Here is a 23,295-nt window from a genome sequence, read left to right on the forward strand (position 1 = left end):
GCTTTTACCAGCAAAAGGCTCAATTTTTTATGTCCCCCATTGAGAAATCCAGCAAACTGGACAACGTCTGTTATGACATTCGTGGACCAGTGCTAAAAGAAGCTAAGCGTCTTGAAGAAGAAGGTAACAAGGTTCTGAAACTAAACATCGGCAACCCAGCCCCGTTTGGTTTCGATGCACCGGATGAAATTCTGGTGGATGTGATCCGTAATTTGCCGACTGCACAAGGCTATTGCGACTCCAAAGGCCTGTTTTCGGCGCGCAAAGCCATTATGCAGCACTATCAGGCTCGCGATATGCGCGACCTGACGGTAGAGGATATCTACATTGGGAATGGCGTTTCTGAGTTGATCGTGCAATCCATGCAAGCATTGCTCAATCTTGGCGATGAAATGTTGGTGCCAGCCCCAGATTACCCTTTATGGACAGCGGCTGTGTCGCTTTCAAGCGGTAAAGCTGTGCATTATATGTGTGATGAAGAATCAGGTTGGTTCCCTGATTTGGATGATATCCGCAGTAAAATCACGCCACGAACTCGTGGGATAGTGATTATCAACCCAAACAACCCAACTGGCGCGGTTTACAGCAAAGAACTGCTGTTGGAGATTGTCGAAATCGCTCGTCAGAATGACCTGATTATTTTCGCCGATGAGATCTACGATAAGATTTTATATGACGAAGCCCAGCATCATTCTATTGCCGCTCTGGCGCCAGATTTACTGACCGTGACATTCAATGGTTTGTCCAAGACTTATCGTGTTGCGGGATTCCGTCAAGGCTGGATGGTATTGAATGGGCCGAAGAAGCACGCCAAAGGTTATATCGAAGGCTTAGAAATGTTGGCCTCGATGCGGTTGTGCGCCAACGTACCAATGCAACACGCGATTCAAACTGCATTGGGTGGCTATCAGAGCATCAGCGAGTTTATTCAGCCGGGTGGGCGTTTGTATGAACAACGCGACCGCGCTTGGGAGCTGATCAATGAAATCCCGGGGGTTTCCTGCGTGAAACCTCAGGGCGCGCTCTATATGTTCCCGCGTATTGATGCCAAGAAATTTAATCTGCATGATGACCAGAAGATGGTGCTGGACTTGCTGTTGCAAGAGAAAGTATTGCTGGTACAAGGCAGTGCATTTAATTGGCCGTACCCGGACCATGTGCGGATTGTAACGCTTCCCCGTGTGGATGAGTTGGAGATGGCCGTGAGGAAGTTGGGGCGGTTCTTGGAGACATACCACCAGTAAGTTTTATGGGGTTGGTCGAGATAAATGAAATTCAGTTTGGTTGATATTCATTTAGCCTACCAAGTCCGGTTGGTAATCGTTCAGGTGATCGGTTCGGTTGACATGAGATCAACGGCAACTTAATCCCCGTCACCTCAGCCGCCAAAGGGGTCACAAGCGTGTGACCCCTTCTGTCATCCCCGCGCTTGCGCACGTATCGTTAGCCCACTTCGTGGGTAGCCCTCGGCTCATCGTTTCGCTGACGGACCGGTCGATTCACTCCTGTTCAAATGTGCTTTTAAACACTCAGGTCAAAGCCATGTTTCTTGGTTTTGAATTTCTTTTTTGATGTTGAGCGCAATCAGGAATATTACCGACAAGGATGGCAGGCTTCGAAGAACAAGTAACCACTGAATGAATATCAACCGAAACCTAATCCATTCTCACACAACTGAACTTATTCACCAGAACCAATATCAACGAAAACCAGATCCCATACTCAATAACGACTCTGATAAACTACCTGTAGACCTGCATTTGCAAAGATAAAGAGAGAACACTATGAGTCACTTCTTCGCTCACCTATCCCGCCTGAAACTGATCAACCGTTGGCCACTGATGCGCAATGTCCGCACAGAGAATGTTTCTGAACACAGTTTGCAGGTGGCTTTTGTCGCTCATGCACTGGCTATCATTAAGAATCGTAAATTTAATGGCAATCTTAACGCCGACCGAATTGCCTTGCTGGCGATGTATCACGATGCCAGTGAAGTGATAACTGGCGATTTGCCCACCCCTATCAAGTATTACAATCCTCAGATTGCCCATGAATACAAAAAGATAGAGAAAGTTGCACAGCAAAAACTGATCGAAATGTTACCAAAAGAGTTACAACACGATTTTCGCTGTCTGCTGGATGAGCATTATTACAGTGAAGAGGAAAAAGCACTGGTTAAACAGGCTGATGCCCTTTGCGCTTATCTTAAATGTCTGGAGGAGTTATCCGCGGGCAATAATGAATTTATTCAAGCTAAAGCGCGATTGGAGAAAACGCTCGCGATGCGCCAAAGCCCAGAAATGGATTACTTCATGGAAGTATTTGTCCCCAGCTTTAGCCTATCGCTGGATGAAATTAGCCTCGACTCGCTGGATTGAAACCTACTTTGCTCCAGTGTTATTGGCGCGACAAGTCGGCGGTTAGCCCTTGTTGCGCCAATAACAAAAGCTAAAATGGGAATAACAGCGGTACCACCATCACACTTACAATCATCACCAGAAAAGTAAACGGCACCCCCATTCGGATAAAATCACCAAATTTATAACCACCGGGGCCTAATACCAGCGTATTGACTGGGGATGAAACCGGCGTCATAAAGGCGGCAGATGCCGCGATGCCAATAATCATTGCGAAGGGATACGGAGAAACGGACATTTCGCGGGCAGCAGCAATTGCAATGGGTGCCATCAATACCGCGGTGGCCGTATTGGAAATAAATAACCCAATGGTGGCGCACAATACAAATAAGCACAGCAACATTACCCGCGGCCCCATTCCACCAGCAACATCCATTAAACCACGGACGATTAAATCCACCCCTCCGGTTTTCTGTAGCGCTTGTGCAAAGGGCATCATCCCGATAATCAAAATCAAACTCGGCCAATGGATTGAGCGGTAAGCACTGTCCATATCAATGCAACGGAACTGCCCCATCAGCAAACACGCCACCAGCGCTGCAATCACATTCGGGACTTCGTCGGTCAACATCATCGCCACCATCAATGCCAGACAAAATAAAGCATGCGGGGCTTGTGAGATTGCCGGAGCCACTTCGTCAACTTCAGCAGGCAAATTCAGTACGATGAAATCACGCGTTTTTTGCTGTAACTGGCGAATCAATTTCCAGTCGCCAATCACCAGCAAGATATCGCCAAACTGCAATTTGTCGTCAACCAGTTTGCCTTCCAATACCTTACCGTTGCGACGAATGCCCACCACATTTAAGCCATAGCGCGTTCGAAAAGTCATTTCGCGTAAACTCTTTCCTAGCAAGGTAGAGTCAGGGATCAACGATACTTCAGCCATCCCAACGTTACGTGACTGCTCAGAGAAATACTCACCCCGCAGTACCATCGGCTCTAACATTTGATCAGTGCAGAATTCACGTAAATCCATGCCACTGTCTGACATATCTATCAGCAATACATCGTTTTCGCGCAGTTCCGATGAACCCGTCGCGCTCACCATAACCCGACGAAAACGCTTCCAGCGCTCAATCCCGACCACGTTCGCGCCATAGCGAGAGCGCAAATGAAGTTCATCCAGAGAACGGCCAATTAAGGGGGAATCATGGCGGATTGCCAGACGGCGCGCGCGCCCCGTCAGTTTATAGTCGCGAATCAGATCACGGAAAGTACGGCGCTTCCATTGCTGCTCTTTTTCTGAACTCGCCGGTGTACCGCCCAGCCAACGCCGGGCGACTAACATATAACCAACGCCCATCAGCAAGATGATAAGGCCAATCGGTGTGACGCCAAAGAAGCCAAACCCCTTGATGCCTTCTCGCAATAATTCACTGTTAACAACCATGTTGGGCGGGGTCGCAACCAACGTCATCATGCCGCTAATAAGCCCGGCAAAACTCAACGGCATCATCAACCGCCCCGGAGAAATCTTCATCCGGCTAGCCACACTCAGGACTACCGGGATAAAAATTGCGACGACCCCAGTCGAACTCATAAAGGCCCCAAGCCCTGCCACTGTCACCATCAAAAGCGCCAGCATTTTGGTTTCACTGTGACCGGCCACTTTCACCAACCAATCACCGACCTGATAGGCCACGCCGGTTCTCACTAACCCCTCACCAATCACAAACAAGGCTGCAATCAATATCACGTTAGGATCGCTAAACCCGCTAGTGGCTTCCCCTAATGACAACGTGCCACTCATGACGAAGGCAATAATGACCAATAACGCCACAACATCCATTCGTAATTTATTGGTAGTAAACAGCACAATAGCTATCAGAAGTAGCGTCAACACCCACAATAGTTCGCTGTTCAAAATGGCCTCGTTGGCAGAAAGTGAAGAGGGAGTATCCGACTCTCGTAGTAAAGCATTAAATGAAGTCAATACCGCTGTTTGAGATCAATAATGGCTGTAAATTTATGCGGTTACCATCCCGCAATCGCATAAATTATATTTTTTCTGAAAAATTTATCTCTGCGCTATATTTATCACAGCAAAAGAGCGCCATAAGGCGCTCTCAATCAAAGCGAGAAAAAGTGGTTAATTAATAACACGAACAACTGCGCCATTTGCTGTGGCGTCAACGGCAATTTGCTCAAGTGAACTGAGAACCAAATCGACTTGGTCAAGTTTTGGCGTGTCAGCAGGCGCATTCACGGCAATCACTTGGCAGCCTGCCGCCAGCCCAGACAAAATCCCAGCGGGCGCGTCTTCCACCACAATACAGTCGGCGGGAGCCAACCCTAAACGTTCGGCTCCCAACAGATAGGCATCAGGCATAGGTTTGCCATGCTTAACCTGTTCAGCAGTCACAAACACTTTAGGTTCCGGTAGATGGCCCGCAGCACGACGAGCTGAAGCCACGGGGACTGAACCTGAGGTTACAATAGCCCACGGGATAGACAAACGGTTAAGTCGTTCCAGCAGTGACACAGCCCCCGGCAACGCAGTCACTCCGTCAGTGTCATTGGCTTCAATGTGCTCTAATGCCAAAAACTCTGCCTGAAGTTCAGCATCATTTGCACCTGGCATAAAATGGCGAAGAGAGGTAATTGCTTGTTTGCCATGGATAAATTCAAGAACTTCTGATGGATCTACGCCGCGGCCTTGCGCCCAGCCAATCCAGGCTCGTTCAACAGCAGGTAATGAATCAACCAGAGTCCCGTCCAAATCAAAAAGAAAACCTTTACACTCCACAAGCACATCCTCATCAATAAACCAATTTATACCCCGGAGGATATATTCAATCACCCAACCATCACGCCCAATCAAGCATTGATAATTTGCGAAATCTCAACAGCACTCAAATGATACTGGCGTGGGCATGACTGCCAGATAGCCAGCATACGTTGGTATTTATCCCACATAGGAGTTTGGGAATTAAAGCCATGTGTTCCTGAATCAAAGTGGGTATAGCGCCCTTCCGTATTGACCATAAAACGCACATAACTTAGATAGCGGGATTCCGTCGCGGCATCAAAACCCAGGAACGCAATGCGGCGCTCATCCAAGTCTTGTTTGTCTTTTAGGTTGCCACAGGAGACTTGCAAAGCGTGATGCATCTCCATGATATTAATGATGGTACGGCAAGTCTCTTCGCTCATCTCACCAAAGTCGCGGTCCAGTTCACGCATCTGCAAACCAAAACCACGCTCGACGATAGTTTGTAGTCGGCGATAGCGTTCAGCGTTTTCCGGATCCAGCATGGTCATCATTTTGTACTGATTCGACAGAATCAGTCGTTGGGCGTTGGTCATATCCATCACTACACTCCTAAGACATCAATAATGAGGAAATCATCGCATACAGAGTGGGGCCATACTTTGATTTGACAGGGGATTTTGCGCTGCTGTTAACAGATCCACAAAAAGCCCCGGCAGCAAACAAAGCCCCGGTATCTCTTCCTCTATCATGCCACGATGAGCATCAAAAAACGCATCAGCCCTCAATGTGTTTTACAAGTCATCGAGAAACGTTTTATCCAACTGTTTAAAGGCGCGTTTCAATACATCGGCAAGCGACTGGTAAGTTGGTGTCTGTTCAATCGGTGCCACCGCTTGCCCGGCTTCTGCCAGTTTGTTCCGTACATCATGGAACCACTGCAATAACGTCGGCGGCAACGGCGTAATTGCACGTTTACCTAACCACCACAATCCTTGCATCGGTAAACTGCAGGCAAAAAGTGCGGTGGCAATGGCTGGCCCTAATTGGCCCCCTAGGGCTATTTGCCAAGTCAGCGTAAAGATGGCCAACGGCGGCATAAAACGAATGCCAAAACGCGTCGCCGTCGACACACGATTCTCTGGAAACACCGGTGCTAGGCGTTTATCCGCCGGCCAAGTTTTCATATAGCGCTGGCCCAGCTTCAGTATCTGAAACCAACTTACGGTATCAGAGGGTTTTGTTGTCATGGCTCACCTCAACTTCACAAGCAAAAATTAAAAATTTTTTTGTAATCCACAAACTAAAAATTAGTCTGTTAAATATATTTTGTTTTTAGGCGGCGCTATCGGTATCCTAGTCCGGCCTTTTGGCCGCATAGAAGATGACACTAAATATGTCAACTTTTCGCAGCATTTAAATCAATTTTGTTAAATCGCACAGGTTTTTACCACCAGGCATTAACGTTTTATCAGCGATTTTTTCATCATCATGCCTTTTTTGCTATCGCATGATGTTAATCATTAATGTCGACGCCAATATGCGCTACGCTTTTGGACAGATTGACGTTTTATTAACCACGTGTTTTTCGCTGTTTTTGTCCTTCCGCTACTATTGGTATCGAGTAGACAAAAACAAATACCAAACACGACTATAAATAGGTACTTCCATGTCGAGTAAGCTAGTACTGGTTCTTAACTGCGGTAGCTCTTCCCTGAAATTCGCAATCATCGACGCAACCAACGGTGAAGAACACCTCTCTGGTTTAGCCGAATGCTTCCACCTACCAGAGGCTCGCCTCAAATGGAAAATGGATGGTGGTAAACACGAAGCCGCATTGGGTGCTGGTGCAGCACACAGCGAAGCACTGAATTTCATTGTTAATACTATTCTGGCACAAAAACCAGAGCTTTCCGCTCAACTGACCGCTATCGGTCACCGCATCGTTCATGGCGGCGAGAAATTCACTGCATCAGCAATTGTTACCGAAGAAGTTATTCAGGGTATCAAAGATTCCATCCCGTTTGCACCACTGCATAACCCAGCACACCTGATCGGTATCGCTGAAGCATTGAAATCCTTCCCGAATCTGGCTGATAAAAATGTTGCAGTGTTCGATACTGCCTTCCACCAGACCATGCCGGAAGAGTCTTATCTCTACGCCCTGCCGTACAACTTATATAAAGAACATGGTATTCGCCGCTATGGCGCACACGGTACTAGCCACTTCTATGTGAGCCAAGAAGCCGCCAAAGTCCTGAACAAACCATTGGAAGAACTGAACGTCATCACTTGCCATTTGGGCAATGGTGGTTCTGTCACTGCGGTTCGTAACGGTAAATGTGTCGATACTTCTATGGGGCTGACGCCACTGGAAGGTCTGGTTATGGGTACCCGTAGTGGTGATATTGACCCGGCAATCATTTTCCACCTGCATGATTCTATGGGGATGAGCGTTGATCAAATCAACAAGCTATTGACCAAAGAATCTGGCCTGCTGGGCCTGACCGAAGTCACCAGTGACTGCCGTTATGTTGAAGACAACTATGAAACCAAAGCAGATGCACGCCGTGCAATGGATGTGTTCTGCCACCGTCTGGCTAAATATATCGGTGCTTATACTGCACTGATGGATGGCCGTCTGGATGCGGTTGTCTTCACGGGTGGTATTGGTGAAAACGCCGCAATGGTGCGTGAACTGACCTTGGACAAACTGGCACTGCTGGGCTTTGAGATTGATCATGAACGCAATCTGGCAGCACGCTTTGGTAAGTCTGGCACCATCACCAAAGATGGCAGCCGCTTGGCTCTGGTTATCCCGACCAACGAAGAGCTGGTTATCGCGCAAGACGCCTCTCGTCTGACCGCGTAATTATTCTTTATACTTATATATCCAAAGAATTTGGTGTTGCAAGCAGGTAGCGAACGTACTCATCCCGAATCACTTACTCCAGTATGTGATTCGGGTTATTGAACGTAGCCAACCCACATGCAACTTGAAGTATGACTGGTATATATACCCCATAGATTTCGAGTTGTAGATAGACGGCAACAGAATGAACTCAAGGCGTTGAGATAATGCAATGACTTGGGTGAATGATGGCAGCCAACAACTCTGCAACTCGAAAGATGGCGGGTATAAAACCGTAAAGAGGTTTAGCCGTGTCCCGTACAATAATGTTGATCCCTACCGGCACCAGCGTTGGTTTAACCAGCGTCAGCTTGGGTGTCATCCGCTCCATGGAACAAAAAGGTGTACGCTTGAGCGTATTCAAGCCAATCGCCCAGCCACGTGCTGGTAACGATGCACCTGATCAAACCACCACGATCATTCGCGCGAACTCCAGCATCACTGCTGCTGAACCACTGAATATGAGTCATGTGGAAGCGTTGTTGAGTTCTAATCAGCAAGACGTGTTGATGGAAGAAATTGTTGCCCGTTATCACGAAAATACCAAAGATGCTGAAGTGGTTCTGGTTGAAGGTTTAGTGCCAACTCGCAAACATCAGTTTGCTAATGCCCTGAACTATGAAATCGCCAAAACCCTGAACGCTGAAATCGTGTTTGTAATTTCATTGGGTAATGATTCACCGGATCAATTGAAAGAGCGTATCGAACTAGCACGTTCCAGCTTTGGTGGCAGCAAAAACAAAAACATCACCGGCGTTATCATTAATAAACTGAATGCCCCGGTGGATGAGCAAGGCCGTACTCGCCCTGACCTGTCTGAAATCTTTGATGATTCAACCAAGGCCAGTGTGGCAAAAATCGATCCAAAACAACTGTTTGCCAATAGCCCGCTGCCTGTTCTAGGCTGTGTGCCTTGGAGCTTCGAGCTGATTGCCACCCGTGCAATCGATATGTGCAAACATTTGAACGCACGCATTATTAACGAAGGTGATATCAAAACTCGCCGCGTTAAATCTGTGACGTTCTGCGCCCGTAGCATCCCGCACATGTTGGAACACTTCCGTCCGGGTTCTCTGCTAGTCACTTCCGCAGACCGTCCAGATGTGTTGGTGTCTGCTTGTCTGGCAGCGATGAATGGCGTTGAAATCGGCGCAATTTTGCTGACCGGCGGCTACGCCATCGATGAGCCAATTAAACGCTTGTGTGAACGTGCCTTCCAAACTGGCCTGCCAGTCTTTATGGTAGACACGAATACTTGGCAGACCTCTTTGAGCCTGCAAAGTTTCAACCTGGAAGTTCCAGCTGATGACCATGAGCGTGTTGAGAAGCTGCAAAACTATGTTGCCAGCCATATCAGCAGCGAGTGGATTGACTCTCTGACTGCCACCTCTGAACGTTCACGTCGCCTGTCTCCTCCAGCATTCCGTTACGAGCTGACGGAATTGGCGCGTAAAGCGGGCAAACGTATCGTACTGCCAGAAGGCGACGAACCACGTACCGTGAAAGCGGCTTCTATCTGTGCCGAACGTGGCATTGCCACTTGCGTGCTGTTAGGTAATCCAGAAGAGATCCAACGCGTTGCTGCGGCTCAAGGCGTCGAGCTGGGTAAAGGCGTTGAAATCATCGATCCGGTTGCTGTACGTGAGCAATATGTTCCGCGTCTGGTTGAACTGCGCAAGAGCAAAGGCATGACCGAAGTGGTTGCTCGTGAGCAGTTGGAAGACAACGTAGTTCTCGGTACGTTGATGTTAGAAAAAGGCGAAGTTGACGGTCTGGTATCAGGTGCTGTTCACACCACCGCAAACACTATCCGCCCACCGTTGCAGTTGATCAAAACCGCACCGGGCAGTTCGCTGGTTTCTTCTGTGTTCTTCATGTTGCTGCCTGATCAGGTTCTGGTTTACGGCGACTGCGCGATTAACCCAGACCCAACAGCTGAACAACTGTCAGAAATCGCTATCCAGTCTGCTGATTCTGCCGCAGCATTCGGTATCGAACCGCGTGTGGCGATGATCTCTTACTCCACCGGTAATTCTGGTGCAGGTAGCGATGTGGAAAAAGTCCGCGAAGCAACACGTTTGGCACAGGAAAAACGCCCAGATCTGATCATCGATGGTCCATTGCAGTATGATGCGGCAATCATGGCAGACGTGGCTCAATCCAAAGCGCCTAACTCACCCGTTGCGGGTAAAGCAACAGTGTTCATCTTCCCTGACTTGAATACCGGTAACACCACCTATAAAGCGGTACAGCGTTCTGCCGACCTGATCTCTATCGGGCCGATGCTGCAAGGCATGCGTAAGCCAGTTAACGACTTGTCCCGTGGTGCGTTGGTAGACGATATCGTCTATACCGTGGCATTGACCGCCATTCAATCAGCACAAGCTGACGCGTCTTAATCTTCGGGTTAAATCATATAAAAAACGCCAGCCTTGTGCTGGCGTTTTTATTTGGTTATCGACTTATCACCTCATGATTCTGCATGTCAGGTACTTTGTCGTGGTTCAAACTTATAGTTGAAGCTCTGATTGAGAGGTTCATCTATCTCATCGTCATCATTATCTAGCATATCAATCAGCATCTTACCCGCTTCCTTACCCATCTTTTTGTAATCAATACGCATGGACGTGAGCGTTGGGTGAGTCTGATCACAGCTGTCTGAACCGTCTAAACACGCCACTGCAATGCCACTGGGGATTTTCAACAACCGCCGCTGACATTCAAATAACACACCAAGGGCAATATCTTCGTGGCTACATATCACAGCATCCAATTCAGGTTGGCGCTGGAGTATTTCGGTCAGCGCATAACGGCCAAACTGCAAACTGGCACTCTCTGGCGTTGTGACAGTTTGATCCCCATTTTTGTAATGCTCAAGCATCGCTTTATGCCAGCCATTTAATTGCTGACGCTGCAAACGGTTATCCATATGCGCGCCAATAAACCCAATATTATGGTAACCCCGCTCCAGCAAATGGCGGCTCAATTCATAGGCTGACTCAAAAAAAGCCGCTTCAAGAGTAATTTTTGCCCCTTTGAAATAAGACCCAACCACATTCACTGTGGGGATGTTCGCTCGCTCAAGCAGTTGATAAGTTTTATCCGCCAACTGCGAACCAAAAATCACTACTGCCGCCGGATTGCTTTGCAGCAATGTCATCAGTATTTCAGCTTCTTTACGCTGATTATATTCGTGACAACCTAATAAGAGTTGGAACTCATTCTTATTCAAAATCTGTTGCAGCGCCTGCATAAAGCGAGAGCTGGCTTTGTCAGTGAGAGAGGGAATTAAGACGGCGACAGTATCGCTGTGACCGGATGCTAATGCCCCTGCGGCACGGTTAGGGATATAGCCAAGTTTTTCAACCGCTTGTTCTATTTTCTCACGTAGTTTGTCTGACACCTGCTCCGGCGTTCGCAGCGCTCTGGAAACAGTCATCGACCCTACCCCGGCGTAATTCGCCACATCAGATAGCGTGACCCGCCCGGTATTGCGGCGCTTGCGCGTTTTTTCCATGCTGAATTCCTGCCTAATTAAAATGTCTTGCCTGCCGACAACAAACCATTCCGTATTCACATCGACAATTCATTGCATTGTATATGGCTTATTACGAGATAGCTAAAGGACCGGATGCGACAAATGATAGCGCTATCACAAATTTTGATAGCGCTATCAGGTAGCGCTATCAATTGAGATATTCATCACATTAATAACAGTGATAACTATCTACTCTCACGTTAACAGTCATCGGGAGTCATATATATCATGTTAAAAACACTGTTAACGCCAGACGTCATTCAAGTCGTCACCCAGGCAAAAGATTGGCGTGATGCCATCGCGATTTCATGCCAACCGTTAATTGATAATGGCGCGATTGAAGCCCGGTATGTCGAGGCGATTTATCGCTCCCATGAGGCCATTGGCCCTTACTATGTTGTCGGGCCGGGGATTGCTATGCCGCATGCCCGCCCAGAAGAAGGGGCGAATAAACTCGCTCTGGCATTAACCGTTATTACCGAGGGCGTCACGTTCAACGCAGAAGGTAATGATCCGGTCAAACTGCTCATCGTGTTGAGTGCAACAGACAGTACGAGCCATATCGAGGCTATTTCTCAACTCGCTCAGTTGTTCGATAACGATAACGATGTGGCCGCCTTGCTTAATGCTAAAACGCAGCAGGATATTTTGTCCGTTATTGCGCGTTATTAATCAAAACATTAGGTTCGGATAATAATTTTAAGGGGAAAAAAATGAAAATTACAGTGGTTTGCGGTAACGGCCTAGGCACCAGCCTGATGATGGAAATCAGCATCAAAAATATCCTGAAGGAATTGGCGGTCAGTGCTGAGGTTGATCATGTTGACTTGGGTTCGGCTAAAGGAACACCCAGTGATATTTTCATCGGCACCAACGATATTGCCGAGCAGCTCATTGCTCAGGCCGTCGGTGGAAAAATTGTTGCTTTAGACAACATGATTGATAAAAAAGCCATGAAAGAACGTTTGTCTGTGGCATTAACTGAATTAGGCGCTTTGTAACTGGAGGCTGGCATGGATTTCTTCCGCTTTTTAATGAGTGATGTTCTTTCCGAACCGGCAGTGCTGGTGGGTCTCATCGCTTTAATCGGCTTGATTGCACAGAAAAAACCAGTCACGGAATGCATCAAGGGCACCGTAAAAACCATCATGGGTTTTGTGATTTTAGGTGCTGGTGCAGGTCTGGTCGTATCGTCTTTGGGTGATTTTGCCAATATCTTCCAACATGCTTTCGGTATTCAGGGCGTCGTCCCCAATAACGAAGCCATTGTGTCCGTCGCACAGAAGAGTTTCGGTAAAGAAATGGCGATGATTATGTTCTTCGCTATGGTTATCAATATCCTGATTGCCCGCTTTACGCCGTGGAAATTTATCTTCCTGACAGGGCACCACACGCTGTTTATGTCGATGATGGTCGCCGTAATTCTTGCAACCGCTGGGATTAGTGGTGTAACACTGATTGTTATCGGTTCGCTGGTCGTTGGGGTTGCAATGGTGTTCTTCCCTGCCATCGCCCACCCTTATATGAAAAAGGTGACTGGTTCTGATGACGTGGCAATCGGCCACTTCTCTACCCTGTCTTATGTCTTAGCGGGTTTTATCGGCAGTAAGTTTGGTAATAAAGAACATTCGACTGAAGACATGAATGTGCCGAAAAGTCTGCTGTTCTTGCGTGATACCCCCGTCGCAATCTCTTTTACCATGTGCATTATTTTCATCGTAACCTGCCTGTTTGCTGGGCCGGAAGTGGTGAAGAGCCTCAGCGGTGGTAAAAACTGGTTCATGTTCTCACTGATGCAATCCATTACTTTCGCCGCAGGTGTATACATCATCTTGCAAGGTGTGCGTATGGTTATTGCCGAGATTGTTCCTGCATTTAAAGGGATTTCAGACAAGTTAGTGCCTAATGCTAAACCGGCTCTGGATTGCCCAGTTGTCTTCCCTTACGCACCTAATGCTGTATTGGTTGGCTTCCTGAGCAGCTTTGCCGCAGGCCTTATCGGGATGTTTGCGCTGTATTTGATGAACATGACCGTGATTATCCCAGGTGTTGTGCCTCACTTCTTCGTTGGTGCTGCTGCTGGGGTGTTCGGTAATGCAACGGGCGGGCGTCGCGGCGCTATTCTGGGTGCATTCGCACAAGGTCTGTTAATTACCTTCCTGCCAGTGTTCCTGCTGCCAGTGCTGGGTGACATCGGTTTCGCCAACACCACATTCAGTGATGCTGACTTCGGTGCTTTGGGTATTTTACTGGGTATTATTGTTAGATAATCAGTAAGATAGAAACAAGAAAGAGAAAAGCCCCTAGAAAGGGGCTTTTTTATGGCTGATAGGGATTAATCTTCGCGTGGTGTGATTTTTCCGTAATCCTGCTCATTATTGCGTGTTAGCCACAGTGACAGGGCTTTCAGAGAGTCGGGAGTGAATTCATCACAACGAGCGGTGATTTCTTCTGGCAGCATCCAGCGAACTTCATCTATCTCTTCCGCTTGTAATGCAAATGGGCCATGAGAGACGCAGCTAAACAAAGCCCCCCACACACGACAGCACTCTTCTTCAAAGTAAAACTGGCCATGTTCGGCAAAAGGCACACCGGCAATACCTAGCTCTTCTTCCGCTTCGCGCCGGGCGGATTCAAGGTAGTTTTCACCACTTTGCACGACACCACCGGCGGTTGCATCCAGTTTCCCGGGATAGAAATCTTTACCCTCAGTGCGGCGTTGTACCAGAATTTTGCCCATTCCATCGTGCACCACAATATAGGTAGCACGGTGGCGTAGTCGTTGAGCTCTCATTTGTTGACGACTGGATTGAGCAATAACATCATTTTGCTCATCAACAATATCAACCCACTCGATGACTGCTGCTGGATTTTGCTCCACCATCCTCTGAAACCTTCTATCTGGGCGCATTTAGATGCGCGCAATTGTTAATCAACAGTGTTTTTCAAAAACAACATTATAAGTATTTATATTGATTCACTTTTATCAGCTAAGGGCGCAAAGCCAACTGAACAACAGGCTCATCATTTTGTAGGGTCAGAACCTGTAAAACACCCTCATCCAACATGCCATAACTTGCTGGATACCCTCCTTTGGGGATACTGACGGAACCGGGATTGAAACATATTACCTCATCCTGCCACTGCGCCTGAGGCAGATGAGTATGACCATAAACCAAGACATCCCCATGACGCAACGGAGGAAGTGCAGCGGGATGATAAAGGTGACCATGCGTCAAAAATAAGCGCGTTTCCGACATAATAATCTGCTGCCAACCAGCCATCATCGGAAATTGTAATAACATCTGGTCGACTTCACTGTCGCAATTGCCGCGCACAGCGATAATCTTATTTTTATAGGGATTAAGGCATTCTGCTACTGCCGCTGGCTGATAACCTGCCGGTAATGCATTACGTGGCCCGTGGTTGAGCAAGTCACCCAACAGCACTAACCACTGCGCCTGACTACGTTCAAAGATCTCCAACACCTTTTCAGTGGCAGGCAGCGACCCATGCAGATCAGAAGCAAACATTAACTTCATGGTATCGTTTTCCTCAATAAGTCAGACTTAACATGTAGTCATAACACTTAATGAAAGCTAAATGTGGCCGTATTCTATCATCCAATCCGTCGGATTAATCCGATAAAAAACACTATCTGCCATAAGAAAATTTTATCGTAAAAAGCAACGCCGACATTACAGAATAATGTCAGCATGATGCAAATTCCAATGAGGGGGCGGCGTTATAATAGAGGTCGGGATGCCAGTTCTTCCAGTGTGAGCTGATTGAATAGATATCCTTGCATGGCATCAATATTACTGCCTTTAAGTTGTTCTGACTCATCCTGATTTTCTACGCCGACAACAATCACTCCGAGGCAATATTTCTTAATGTTATTTATCAGGATAGGAAAAGTATGCTTATTGTGCTGCCAGAAGAAATGCTTATCAATTTTCACATACTCAAAAATATTGGCCGTTACTGCATTTAAAGTAGAGCCGCCACTCCCTAGATCATCAAGCCATAACGGGTATCGCCCAGCCAATTCACGGAGTAATGGATTATTCATCCCATCAGATAAATTGGAGAAAGTCTCCATGATTTCTAGCCGTAAAAAAGGCATTTCGTCCAGCATTTGACGGGTTGAATCATCAGTAACAATCACACTGGCCAAGTCAAAATCGATATTAATAGAGAGCAAAACATTGTTCGTGATAAACCAATCGCTATAAGCTTTGACCGCGCGTAATTGGTCATGGAATAAATCAGTCTTTCCGCCGATATCCAATTCTTTAATAAACTGTTCGACATCGATGGCTAAATCGACCGATTTAGCTGAAAATCGGCTTAATAGCTCAACGGCTAATAAGCTACCGTCTTGCCTGTGTATAGGTTCACACACATAAGTACAGTTAACTTCGATGTTTAGCTTCATGCGCACCTGGAAAAGTGTATGGACAACAATGAGATCACAACTTGACCTCAGCTGGAGGATTTATAAGCCGCCGTGAGTTTTTATAAAACACCTAATATTTATTTATAAAACATCCAACGTCACAAGGCGAAAAGACTGACCGCCTATTTTCTATTCAGATGTGTATGTTCACTCTAGCAGAAAATCACAAATTCAGTGTTTTAAAAGTCGTCTTGTCTGGCTTATAACCTTTGTTAGCGCTCAACAGCAATAAGACCACGCGGTGTTTTAACTGGTAATACCTGAGCGCTTAACACTGTATTAATCGGACAGATCAGATGATTTGTTTAGCTATTATTTTTTTATTTTCTCAAATGATGTTGCTGACAACATATAGGCACTGTATTGCTCCACGACTAACGGGTCTGAAGGGGGCTTATCTGGATAAAAATTAACTCAGGATGTGCTCATCATCGTATGAGAAGAGCACAGAATCACCTATGCTAAAAGAGATGCTGATAGGCAGACATGACGACAATAACACTGAAGTAAGAAAGGCATAAACGGAGATTGGCGATGCGTATTTTAATCACTGGAGCTACAGGACTCATTGGGCGTAGTCTCAGCGCGTTCCTTTTATCGCAAGGCCACCAAATAACCGCGCTAACCCGAAATCCGCAGCGGGCTACTGAAGTACTGGGTTCACAAGTCACCTGCTGGTCAACTCTTGATGATAAGTATGACCTCGACGATTTTGATGCAGTGATTAATCTGGCGGGTGAACCTATAGCGGAAAAGCGCTGGACGGCACAGCAGAAGGAGATTCTGTGTCAAAGTCGCTGGCAGATAACCGAGAAATTAGCGACGTTAATTAAAGCCAGTCGCCAGCCGCCGGCGGTGTTTATTTCAGGATCCGCAGTTGGATTTTATGGCGATCAGGGGCAAGCATTGGTCACCGAAGATGAGGTGCCACATGATGAGTTTACTCACCAACTCTGTGAACGTTGGGAAAGCCTCGCTCTGGCCGCCCAAAGCACTAACACCCGCGTCTGCCTACTGCGTACCGGGATAGTATTAGCCCCTCATGGCGGTGCATTAGCGAAAATGGTGCCGCTATTACGCTTAGGATTGGGGGGGCCAATTGGGGATGGTCGCCAATATCTGCCATGGATACATATTGATGATATGGTTCACGGTATCCATTATTTACTGACCACAGAGGGACTGAGTGGTCCGTTTAATATGGTTTCACCTTATCCCGTCCATAATGAACAATTTATTGCCACACTGGCAGACGTGCTGGATCGCCCTGCGGTGATTCGTACTCCGGCAGCAGCCATTCGCTTATTATTGGGGGAATCCGCTGCCTTAGTGCTAGGAGGGCAACGGGCAGTACCGAAACGGCTAGAAGAAGCCGGTTTTGCCTTTCGCTATTTCGAACTAGAAGATGCTTTGCGTAATGTACTGAAAAAGCCTGGGGGATAGCTCTGCGAGTTATCCCGCCCTTCCCGATACATTTCGAGTTGCAGCCAAGCGGCAACAGAATGCACCCAAGGCGTTGAGATAACTCAATGGCTTGGGTGTCTGATGGCAGTAAACATCACTGTTGCTTGAAAGATGATGGGAATAAATTGTTACTTCAGTGCACCAGACAGGAACTGCTGTAGGCGAGCACTTTTGGGATTACCAAAAAGCTCGGCTGGCGGCCCCTCTTCTTCAATAACACCTTTATGCAAGAAAATAACATGGCTGGAGACATGGCGCGCAAACTCCATTTCATGGGTCACTACCACCATGGTTTTCCCCTCTTCTGCCAGTTTTTGCATAATACGCAAAACTTCACCCACCAGTTCAGGGTCCAGTGCAGAAGTCGGCTCATCAAACAGTAGTACATCCGGCTCCATCGCTAATGCCCGTGCGATAGAAACACGTTGCTGCTGGCCGCCTGAAAGATGTACCGGATATTTAGCGCGAGCACGTTCATCAATACCCACTTTATCCAAATAGCGAATAGCACGCTCTTTTGCCACAGACTTACTCAGCCCCAAGACTTGGACCGGTGCCTCCATAACATTTTCCAGCACCGTCATATGGCTCCACAAATTAAAATGCTGGAATACCATCGTCAGTCGGGTGCGCAGTAATTGCAGTTCTTTTTTATCAAAGACTTTTAATTGCCCGTCTTTATCCCGAACTAAACGAATATCCTGATTATTAACGCTAATCGACCCTTCGCTAGGTTTCTCAAGAAAGTTGATACAACGTAAAAAAGTACTTTTTCCCGAGCCGGACGACCCAATAATGGAGATGACATCGCCAGCTTTAGCTGAAAGTGAAACCCCCTTTAAAACCTCATGTTCACCATAGTGCTTATGCAATTCCGTCACAGACAGCTTAGTTTCAGCTATTTTAGTTTCTAGTGTGTCAGTCATGGTCTCTCCATACTTAATGCGATGCCTGAGGTTTTATATGTGCCAGCCAACGTTTCTCTGCCTGGCGGAACAGGCTAATTAGCGTAAAGGAGATAATCAGATAAAGTACGGCAGCAATACCAAAAGCATAAAACGGCTGATAAGTTGCGGCGTTAATATCGCGCGCTATTTTCAGTATATCCGGCACCGTGGCAGTAAAAGCCAGTGCGGTGGAATGCAGCATTAAAATAACTTCATTACTGTAGGCCGGTAAAGCAATACGCAGTGCTGAAGGTAAAATAATACAGCGATACATTTTAAATCGTGAAAAACCATATGCTCTGGCCGCCTCAATTTCACCGTGGGGAACAGAACGAATAGCCCCCGCAAAAATCTCGGTCGTATAAGCACAGGTATTCAATGTCAGCGCTAAAATTGTGCAGTTTAATCCGCTACGGAAAAAGGCATTAAGCAGATCATTTCCTCGGATAATCTCTAAACTATACACACCAGAATAGAACACCAATAATTGTACATAGAGCGGCGTACCACGAAAGATATAAGTAAAGATCCAGACCGGTAAACGAATCCATCGCCGTTCTGCGACGCGTGCCACCGCCAATGGAATAGCCAGTAATCCCCCCATTACAACAGAAGAAATTAACAACCATAACGTCACGGACAGCCCGGTAAACCGGTAACCATCACTCCAGAGCAGGGCTTGCCAATACTGATGAATAATATCAATCATAGTTCAGCCCTCTTCACCCCATGGGAATAGCGCCGTTCCAACCAGAGCAAAACACCATTCGAGACCGTGGTGAAAATCAAATAAACCACACCGGCCACCAAAGCGAAAAAGAAGGGTTGATAAGTGCCCTTTCCTGCCAATTGTGTGGCTTTGACCACATCATTCAATCCCAAAATAGAGACCAATGCCGTCGCCTTGAGGATCACTTGCCAGTTATTACCAATCCCCGGTAATGCATAGCGCATCATGGCCGGAAACATGATTCTGCGGAAAATCTGGCTGGAATTAAAACCAAATGCTCTTGCCGCTTCAATTTGGCCAGCAGGAACAGCCATATAAGCGCCACGAAAAGTTTCGGTGAAATAAGCCCCATAAATAAAACCGAGCGTAATAATCCCGGCAGAAAGAGGGTCAATATTGATTTGTGCAAAACCAAGTGATTCGGTAATGCTATTGAGGGTTATCTGCAAACCGTAAAAGATAAGCAGCATCAAGACTAAATCAGGTACGCCGCGAATCAGCGTGGTGTAGCACTCAAACAGGCCAGATAACAACCGGTTTGATGACAATTTTCCACCGGCACCAATCAAGCCGATAATCACTGATAGCAACACTGAGCACAGTGCTAACTCCAGCGTCACCAGCGCACCTTCAAATATCAGTTTCGAATATCCATCCAGCATCTGGGTTATCCTGTTTTACTGAGTAAGGAGTCTGGTTAATTGCTCTGTGTTGGCCCCAGCCTGAATAGGCTGAGGCCATAGCGGCAAATGGGATTAACCGCCGTAAACATCAAAGTCGAAATATTTTTTCGCGAGTTTGTCGTAAGTGCCATCTTGGCGCATTTCAGCAAAGGCTTTATCCAAGGCTGCTTTCAGCTCTGTATCATCTTTGCGCAAACCCATACCGGTGCCTACACCAAAGAATTGATCATTTTTTACTGACGGACCGGCGAAGGCATAACCTTTACCGGCTTCTTGTTTCAGAAAACCTTCACTGCCGGCAACTTCATCTTGGAAGGCAGCATCAATACGGCCAGAGGCTAAGTCCGCATAAATCAAATCCTGATTTTGATAGGCTACGACATCAATACCTTTTGGCTGCCATTCCGCATTCGCAAATGCTTCTTGAGTAGAACCTTGTAAGACCCCAACACGTTTGCCTTTTAAGGCAACCAACGTTGGCTCAATCTTGCTGTCTTTTGTGGCGATCAAGCGGGCATTAGCCGCGTAGAGTTTGTCAGTAAAGGCAATCTCTTTTTGACGTTTTTCTGTGATGGAGAGCGAGGAGATAATGGCATCAATTTTTTTAGCTTTCAGCGATGGGATTAATGCATCGAAGTCACTTTCAACAAAAGTACATTTAGTATCAATTCGGTTGCATAATTCTTTGGCTATATCGATATCAAAACCGACTAACTGACCACTGGCATTTTTAGATTCAAATGGTTCATAAGTTGGATCTGTACCAATTTTGATATCTTTCGGAATAGCGGCAAAAGCACTGCTGGCGGCAGCTAATGCTAATACTAAAGGCAGAACCAAAATCTTCTTATTCATACATAACCCTCAAATTGATTTTCGATGCCACAAAGCGCGTTAGTTTTCTGTATTACCCAGAGCGTTCATAAATCAATTTGCAGTAATCGTGCCAGTAATCACTGGGAAGAAAAGCAAATTTTATGGCCGTTTTCTTAGCATGAAAGCCACTAAATGCAGGCATCTGGTTGTTAACAGAAACTGAATGCGAATGCCATGCAACAGCACGCGTTCTGAAACAGGATCATTATGGTGCATGATCCGCTCCATTTCAGTGCGATGTTGCACAAATGTATCAATTAAGGGAAATAATGTTAATTCGAACCTTGCCAGCGAATAAAGAGATCTTTAGGCAGTTCAATATCGAATTGATCGATAATCCGGTTCACCGTCTGATCGACAATATCTTGAATACTTTGTGGTTGGTGATAAAACGCGGGCATAGGTGGCATAATCACCGCCCCCAATTCAGCGGCTTGTACCATCAGGCGTAAATGCCCTAGATGCAGTGGTGTTTCACGCACACACAAAACTAATGGGCGGCGTTCTTTCAATATCACATCCGCCGCGCGCGTCAGTAAACCATCCGTATAGCTATGGACAATGCCAGATAATGTTTTGATTGAGCAGGGTAAAATAACCATACCGCTGGTCTTGAACGATCCCGAGGAGATGCACGCGGCTATATCACGAGAATCATGCACAACATCCGCCAATGCCTGTACATCTTTGACACTGAACGCCGTTTCAAGCGCCAATGTTTGACGCGCGGCATGACTGAGAATTAAATGGGTTTCCACGCCCTCGACATGTTGCAGTACCTGTAATAACCGAACGCCATAAATAGCACCGCTGGCACCACTGATACCAATAATAAGTCGTTTCATGGGAACTGCCTCAACCAAATGACGGATAACAAATTATCCACAGTATAACCAGAAATGAGGCCAATTGACTGTCTTAGGTGATTATCTGCTAAGAATTGCAACGTCCTATGTAAAAACAAAAAAGGTGCACCGCGCCTGAACGCAAGTTGCACCTTTTTGATTCATCTATACCTTGAAAGATGGAGGAGGATATTAACCCTCGTTATGCATCTCAAGATTTTCTGCTTCATTATGATTACGTAATGCTTGCGCATCATCGTTACGTAATGACTCCAAATACTCCAGATAGCTCTGATCCACATCTTTAGTTACGTAAACGCCATTAAAGACTGAGCACTCAAACTGAGCAATATCAGGGTTATCTTCACGTACAGCCTCGATAAGGTCAGTAAGATCTTGGAAAATCAGCGCATCAGCGCCAATCAACTGGCGAATCTCGTCGACTTCACGGCCGTGGGCAATCAATTCATTAACACTTGGCATGTCGATGCCATACACATTCGGGAAGCGAATTTCAGGAGCTGCAGACGCAAAATAAACCTTCTTCGCCCCTGCATCACGCGCCATCTCGACGATCTGTTCCGACGTAGTACCACGCACAATAGAGTCATCCACCAATAACACATTCTTATCGCGGAATTCTGCACGGTTGGCATTCAGTTTACGGCGTACAGATTTACGGCGTTCTTGCTGGCCCGGCATGATGAAGGTCCGGCCTACATAGCGGTTTTTCACAAACCCCTGGCGATACGGTTTATCCAAGATGCGGGCGATTTCCAGCGCGATATCGCAGGAGGTTTCCGGGATAGGGATCACAACATCAATGTCCAGATCTTCCCATTGCTTGGCAATTTTCGCCCCCAATTTCTGGCCCATGCGCACACGCGCACTGTAAACCGAAATCTTGTCCATAAAGGAGTCTGGACGGGCAAAATAAACATACTCAAACAAGCACGGATTGTATTTCGGATTTTCAGCACACTGGCGGGTGAACAACTGGCCTTTTTCGGTGATATACACCGCTTCGCCCGGAGCAACATCGCGCAGGAATTCGAAGCCAAGGGTATCCAATGCCACACTTTCAGACGCAACCATGTATTCATTGCGACCATCAGCTAAAGTGCGCTTACCAATCACCAGTGGGCGAATACCGTTAGGGTCACGGAACGCGACCATACCGTGGCCGATAATCATCGCGACACAAGCATATGCCCCACGAATTAATTGGTGCGTCGCAGCAACAGCGGCGAAAATGTTATCTGATTCCAACGGATAATGTTGGAAACGGTCCAATTCACTGGCAAAAATATTCAGCAGAATTTCTGAGTCAGAAGTGGTGTTCACATGACGGCGAGAAACTTCGAATAATTTCTTTCTCAGCTGGTGAGCGTTAGTCAGATTCCCGTTATGGGCCAGAGTGATACCAAACGGTGAGTTAACGTAGAAAGGCTGAGCCTCGGAAGCACTGGAACTGCCTGCCGTTGGGTAGCGAACATGGCCAATACCCATATTCCCCTGTAAACGCAGCATATGCCGGGTTTCAAATACATCCTTCACCAAGCCGTTTGCTTTACGCAGCCGGAACCCATTATGGGCATCAATGGTAACGATGCCTGCAGCATCCTGGCCTCGGTGCTGAAGCACCGTCAACGCATCATAAATCGACTGGTTTACCGGTGCAAAACCGGCGATACCGACAATACCGCACATGT

22 protein-coding genes are annotated in these 23,295 nt (G+C 46.9%); 8 read left to right on the forward strand and 14 right to left on the reverse strand.

Translation table 11 applies throughout. The annotated features are described in order from the left end of the window. The first annotated feature begins 29 nt into the window (after positions 1–29). Entirely contained in the window at positions 30–1,244 is a 1,215-nt protein-coding gene (locus HUZ92_RS04555) for a pyridoxal phosphate-dependent aminotransferase (protein WP_050096897.1), read from the forward strand. 540 nt (positions 1,245–1,784) lie between these two features. Further along, on the forward strand, positions 1,785–2,378 hold the full coding sequence (yfbR, locus tag HUZ92_RS04560) for a 5'-deoxynucleotidase (RefSeq protein WP_050096896.1): 594 nt from the start codon (positions 1,785–1,787) through the stop codon (positions 2,376–2,378). A 70-nt stretch (positions 2,379–2,448) separates the two neighbouring features. Here yfbR and HUZ92_RS04565 read toward each other — a convergent pair whose 3' ends face one another. The 4 genes from HUZ92_RS04565 to yfbV all read right to left on the reverse strand — a co-directional run bounded on the left by HUZ92_RS04565 (position 2,449) and on the right by yfbV (position 6,380). Next, positions 2,449–4,284, reverse strand: a complete 1,836-nt coding sequence (locus HUZ92_RS04565; RefSeq protein ID WP_050096895.1) for an SLC13 family permease — start codon at positions 4,282–4,284, stop codon at positions 2,449–2,451. Positions 4,285–4,509: 225 nt separating this feature from the next. Next, positions 4,510–5,166, reverse strand: a complete 657-nt coding sequence (locus HUZ92_RS04570) for a sugar phosphatase (RefSeq protein WP_050097731.1) — start codon at positions 5,164–5,166, stop codon at positions 4,510–4,512. A gap of 71 nt (positions 5,167–5,237) precedes the next feature. Next, on the reverse strand, positions 5,238–5,732 hold the full coding sequence (locus HUZ92_RS04575; protein ID WP_050096894.1) for a YfbU family protein: 495 nt from the start codon (positions 5,730–5,732) through the stop codon (positions 5,238–5,240). A gap of 192 nt (positions 5,733–5,924) precedes the next feature. Further along, the gene (gene yfbV / locus HUZ92_RS04580) at positions 5,925–6,380 is read right to left on the reverse strand and encodes a terminus macrodomain insulation protein YfbV (RefSeq protein WP_050096893.1); all 456 of its coding nucleotides are present in this window, start codon (positions 6,378–6,380) and stop codon (positions 5,925–5,927) included. 419 nt (positions 6,381–6,799) lie between these two features. On the opposite strand from yfbV, the gene ackA reads away from it, so the two are divergent. Next, positions 6,800–8,002, forward strand: coding sequence for an acetate kinase (gene ackA / locus HUZ92_RS04585; RefSeq protein ID WP_050096892.1), 1,203 nt, complete (start codon positions 6,800–6,802; stop codon positions 8,000–8,002). Between the two features lie 305 nt (positions 8,003–8,307). Continuing rightward, positions 8,308–10,440: a phosphate acetyltransferase gene (pta, locus tag HUZ92_RS04590; RefSeq protein ID WP_050096891.1), complete on the forward strand. Its 2,133-nt coding sequence runs from the start codon at positions 8,308–8,310 to the stop codon at positions 10,438–10,440. Between the two features lie 86 nt (positions 10,441–10,526). Here the strand turns inward: pta and HUZ92_RS04595 are convergent, their stop codons facing one another. Continuing rightward, complete coding sequence (locus tag HUZ92_RS04595; RefSeq protein ID WP_050096890.1) at positions 10,527–11,558, reverse strand: LacI family DNA-binding transcriptional regulator; 1,032 nt, start codon at positions 11,556–11,558, stop codon at positions 10,527–10,529. 249 nt (positions 11,559–11,807) lie between these two features. On the opposite strand from HUZ92_RS04595, the gene HUZ92_RS04600 reads away from it, so the two are divergent. The 3 genes from HUZ92_RS04600 to HUZ92_RS04610 are packed head-to-tail and all read left to right on the forward strand — an operon-like array spanning position 11,808 to position 13,849. Further along, on the forward strand, positions 11,808–12,251 hold the full coding sequence (locus HUZ92_RS04600) for a PTS sugar transporter subunit IIA (protein ID WP_050096889.1): 444 nt from the start codon (positions 11,808–11,810) through the stop codon (positions 12,249–12,251). A 41-nt stretch (positions 12,252–12,292) separates the two neighbouring features. Next, positions 12,293–12,580, forward strand: a complete 288-nt coding sequence (locus tag HUZ92_RS04605) for a PTS sugar transporter subunit IIB (protein WP_050096888.1) — start codon at positions 12,293–12,295, stop codon at positions 12,578–12,580. A 12-nt stretch (positions 12,581–12,592) separates the two neighbouring features. Further along, entirely contained in the window at positions 12,593–13,849 is a 1,257-nt protein-coding gene (locus HUZ92_RS04610) for a PTS ascorbate transporter subunit IIC (protein ID WP_005277900.1), read from the forward strand. 65 nt (positions 13,850–13,914) lie between these two features. Here HUZ92_RS04610 and yfcD read toward each other — a convergent pair whose 3' ends face one another. The 3 genes from yfcD to HUZ92_RS04625 all read right to left on the reverse strand — a co-directional run bounded on the left by yfcD (position 13,915) and on the right by HUZ92_RS04625 (position 16,017). Beyond that, positions 13,915–14,463, reverse strand: coding sequence for an NUDIX hydrolase YfcD (gene yfcD, locus HUZ92_RS04615; protein ID WP_050096887.1), 549 nt, complete (start codon positions 14,461–14,463; stop codon positions 13,915–13,917). A 106-nt stretch (positions 14,464–14,569) separates the two neighbouring features. Continuing rightward, on the reverse strand, positions 14,570–15,121 hold the full coding sequence (yfcE, locus tag HUZ92_RS04620) for a phosphodiesterase (protein WP_050096886.1): 552 nt from the start codon (positions 15,119–15,121) through the stop codon (positions 14,570–14,572). 203 nt (positions 15,122–15,324) lie between these two features. Next, positions 15,325–16,017: an EAL domain-containing protein gene (locus HUZ92_RS04625; protein WP_050096885.1), complete on the reverse strand. Its 693-nt coding sequence runs from the start codon at positions 16,015–16,017 to the stop codon at positions 15,325–15,327. A 555-nt stretch (positions 16,018–16,572) separates the two neighbouring features. On the opposite strand from HUZ92_RS04625, the gene HUZ92_RS04630 reads away from it, so the two are divergent. Then, positions 16,573–17,481 carry a TIGR01777 family oxidoreductase gene (locus tag HUZ92_RS04630; protein ID WP_050096884.1) on the forward strand — a complete coding sequence of 303 codons (909 nt, stop codon included), beginning with the start codon at positions 16,573–16,575 and terminating at the stop codon, positions 17,479–17,481. Between the two features lie 149 nt (positions 17,482–17,630). Here the strand turns inward: HUZ92_RS04630 and hisP are convergent, their stop codons facing one another. The 6 genes from hisP to purF form a co-directional block, all read right to left on the reverse strand. Continuing rightward, positions 17,631–18,428 carry a histidine ABC transporter ATP-binding protein HisP gene (hisP, locus tag HUZ92_RS04635; RefSeq protein ID WP_072086433.1) on the reverse strand — a complete coding sequence of 266 codons (798 nt, stop codon included), beginning with the start codon at positions 18,426–18,428 and terminating at the stop codon, positions 17,631–17,633. Positions 18,429–18,441: 13 nt separating this feature from the next. Beyond that, positions 18,442–19,158: an ABC transporter permease gene (locus HUZ92_RS04640; protein WP_050096883.1), complete on the reverse strand. Its 717-nt coding sequence runs from the start codon at positions 19,156–19,158 to the stop codon at positions 18,442–18,444. Next, a complete protein-coding gene (locus HUZ92_RS04645; protein ID WP_050096882.1) occupies positions 19,155–19,841 on the reverse strand; it encodes a histidine ABC transporter permease HisQ in 687 nt (228 codons plus the stop codon). Before HUZ92_RS04645 ends, HUZ92_RS04640 begins: the two co-directional genes overlap by 4 nt. Before the next feature lie 93 nt (positions 19,842–19,934). Continuing rightward, positions 19,935–20,717, reverse strand: a complete 783-nt coding sequence (argT, locus tag HUZ92_RS04650) for a lysine/arginine/ornithine ABC transporter substrate-binding protein ArgT (protein WP_050096881.1) — start codon at positions 20,715–20,717, stop codon at positions 19,935–19,937. A 293-nt stretch (positions 20,718–21,010) separates the two neighbouring features. After that, complete coding sequence (locus tag HUZ92_RS04655; protein ID WP_050096880.1) at positions 21,011–21,583, reverse strand: UbiX family flavin prenyltransferase; 573 nt, start codon at positions 21,581–21,583, stop codon at positions 21,011–21,013. A 192-nt stretch (positions 21,584–21,775) separates the two neighbouring features. Beyond that, positions 21,776–23,293, reverse strand: a complete 1,518-nt coding sequence (purF, locus tag HUZ92_RS04660; RefSeq protein WP_050096879.1) for an amidophosphoribosyltransferase — start codon at positions 23,291–23,293, stop codon at positions 21,776–21,778. Between the last annotated feature and the right edge of the window lie 2 nt (positions 23,294–23,295).

It is taken from the genome of Yersinia vastinensis (assembly GCF_902726565.1).
In the GTDB taxonomy this organism is placed as follows: Bacteria; Pseudomonadota; Gammaproteobacteria; order Enterobacterales; family Enterobacteriaceae; genus Yersinia; species Yersinia vastinensis.

Coding starts and splice junctions, on each gene's coding strand:
- HUZ92_RS04555 (WP_050096897.1), top strand. CDS start 30: ATGTCCCCCATTGAGAAATCCAGCAAACTGGACAACGTCTGTTATGAC.
- yfbR (WP_050096896.1), top strand. CDS start 1,785: ATGAGTCACTTCTTCGCTCACCTATCCCGCCTGAAACTGATCAACCGT.
- HUZ92_RS04575 (WP_050096894.1), bottom strand. CDS start 5,732: ATGGATATGACCAACGCCCAACGACTGATTCTGTCGAATCAGTACAAA.
- yfbV (WP_050096893.1), bottom strand. CDS start 6,380: ATGACAACAAAACCCTCTGATACCGTAAGTTGGTTTCAGATACTGAAG.
- ackA (WP_050096892.1), top strand. CDS start 6,800: ATGTCGAGTAAGCTAGTACTGGTTCTTAACTGCGGTAGCTCTTCCCTG.
- pta (WP_050096891.1), top strand. CDS start 8,308: ATGTTGATCCCTACCGGCACCAGCGTTGGTTTAACCAGCGTCAGCTTG.
- HUZ92_RS04595 (WP_050096890.1), bottom strand. CDS start 11,558: ATGGAAAAAACGCGCAAGCGCCGCAATACCGGGCGGGTCACGCTATCT.
- HUZ92_RS04600 (WP_050096889.1), top strand. CDS start 11,808: ATGTTAAAAACACTGTTAACGCCAGACGTCATTCAAGTCGTCACCCAG.
- HUZ92_RS04605 (WP_050096888.1), top strand. CDS start 12,293: ATGAAAATTACAGTGGTTTGCGGTAACGGCCTAGGCACCAGCCTGATG.
- HUZ92_RS04610 (WP_005277900.1), top strand. CDS start 12,593: ATGGATTTCTTCCGCTTTTTAATGAGTGATGTTCTTTCCGAACCGGCA.
- yfcD (WP_050096887.1), bottom strand. CDS start 14,463: ATGGTGGAGCAAAATCCAGCAGCAGTCATCGAGTGGGTTGATATTGTT.
- yfcE (WP_050096886.1), bottom strand. CDS start 15,121: ATGAAGTTAATGTTTGCTTCTGATCTGCATGGGTCGCTGCCTGCCACT.
- HUZ92_RS04625 (WP_050096885.1), bottom strand. CDS start 16,017: ATGAAGCTAAACATCGAAGTTAACTGTACTTATGTGTGTGAACCTATA.
- HUZ92_RS04630 (WP_050096884.1), top strand. CDS start 16,573: ATGCGTATTTTAATCACTGGAGCTACAGGACTCATTGGGCGTAGTCTC.
- hisP (WP_072086433.1), bottom strand. CDS start 18,428: ATGACTGACACACTAGAAACTAAAATAGCTGAAACTAAGCTGTCTGTG.
- HUZ92_RS04640 (WP_050096883.1), bottom strand. CDS start 19,158: ATGATTGATATTATTCATCAGTATTGGCAAGCCCTGCTCTGGAGTGAT.
- HUZ92_RS04645 (WP_050096882.1), bottom strand. CDS start 19,841: ATGCTGGATGGATATTCGAAACTGATATTTGAAGGTGCGCTGGTGACG.
- argT (WP_050096881.1), bottom strand. CDS start 20,717: ATGAATAAGAAGATTTTGGTTCTGCCTTTAGTATTAGCATTAGCTGCC.
- HUZ92_RS04655 (WP_050096880.1), bottom strand. CDS start 21,583: ATGAAACGACTTATTATTGGTATCAGTGGTGCCAGCGGTGCTATTTAT.
- purF (WP_050096879.1), bottom strand. CDS start 23,293: ATGTGCGGTATTGTCGGTATCGCCGGTTTTGCACCGGTAAACCAGTCG.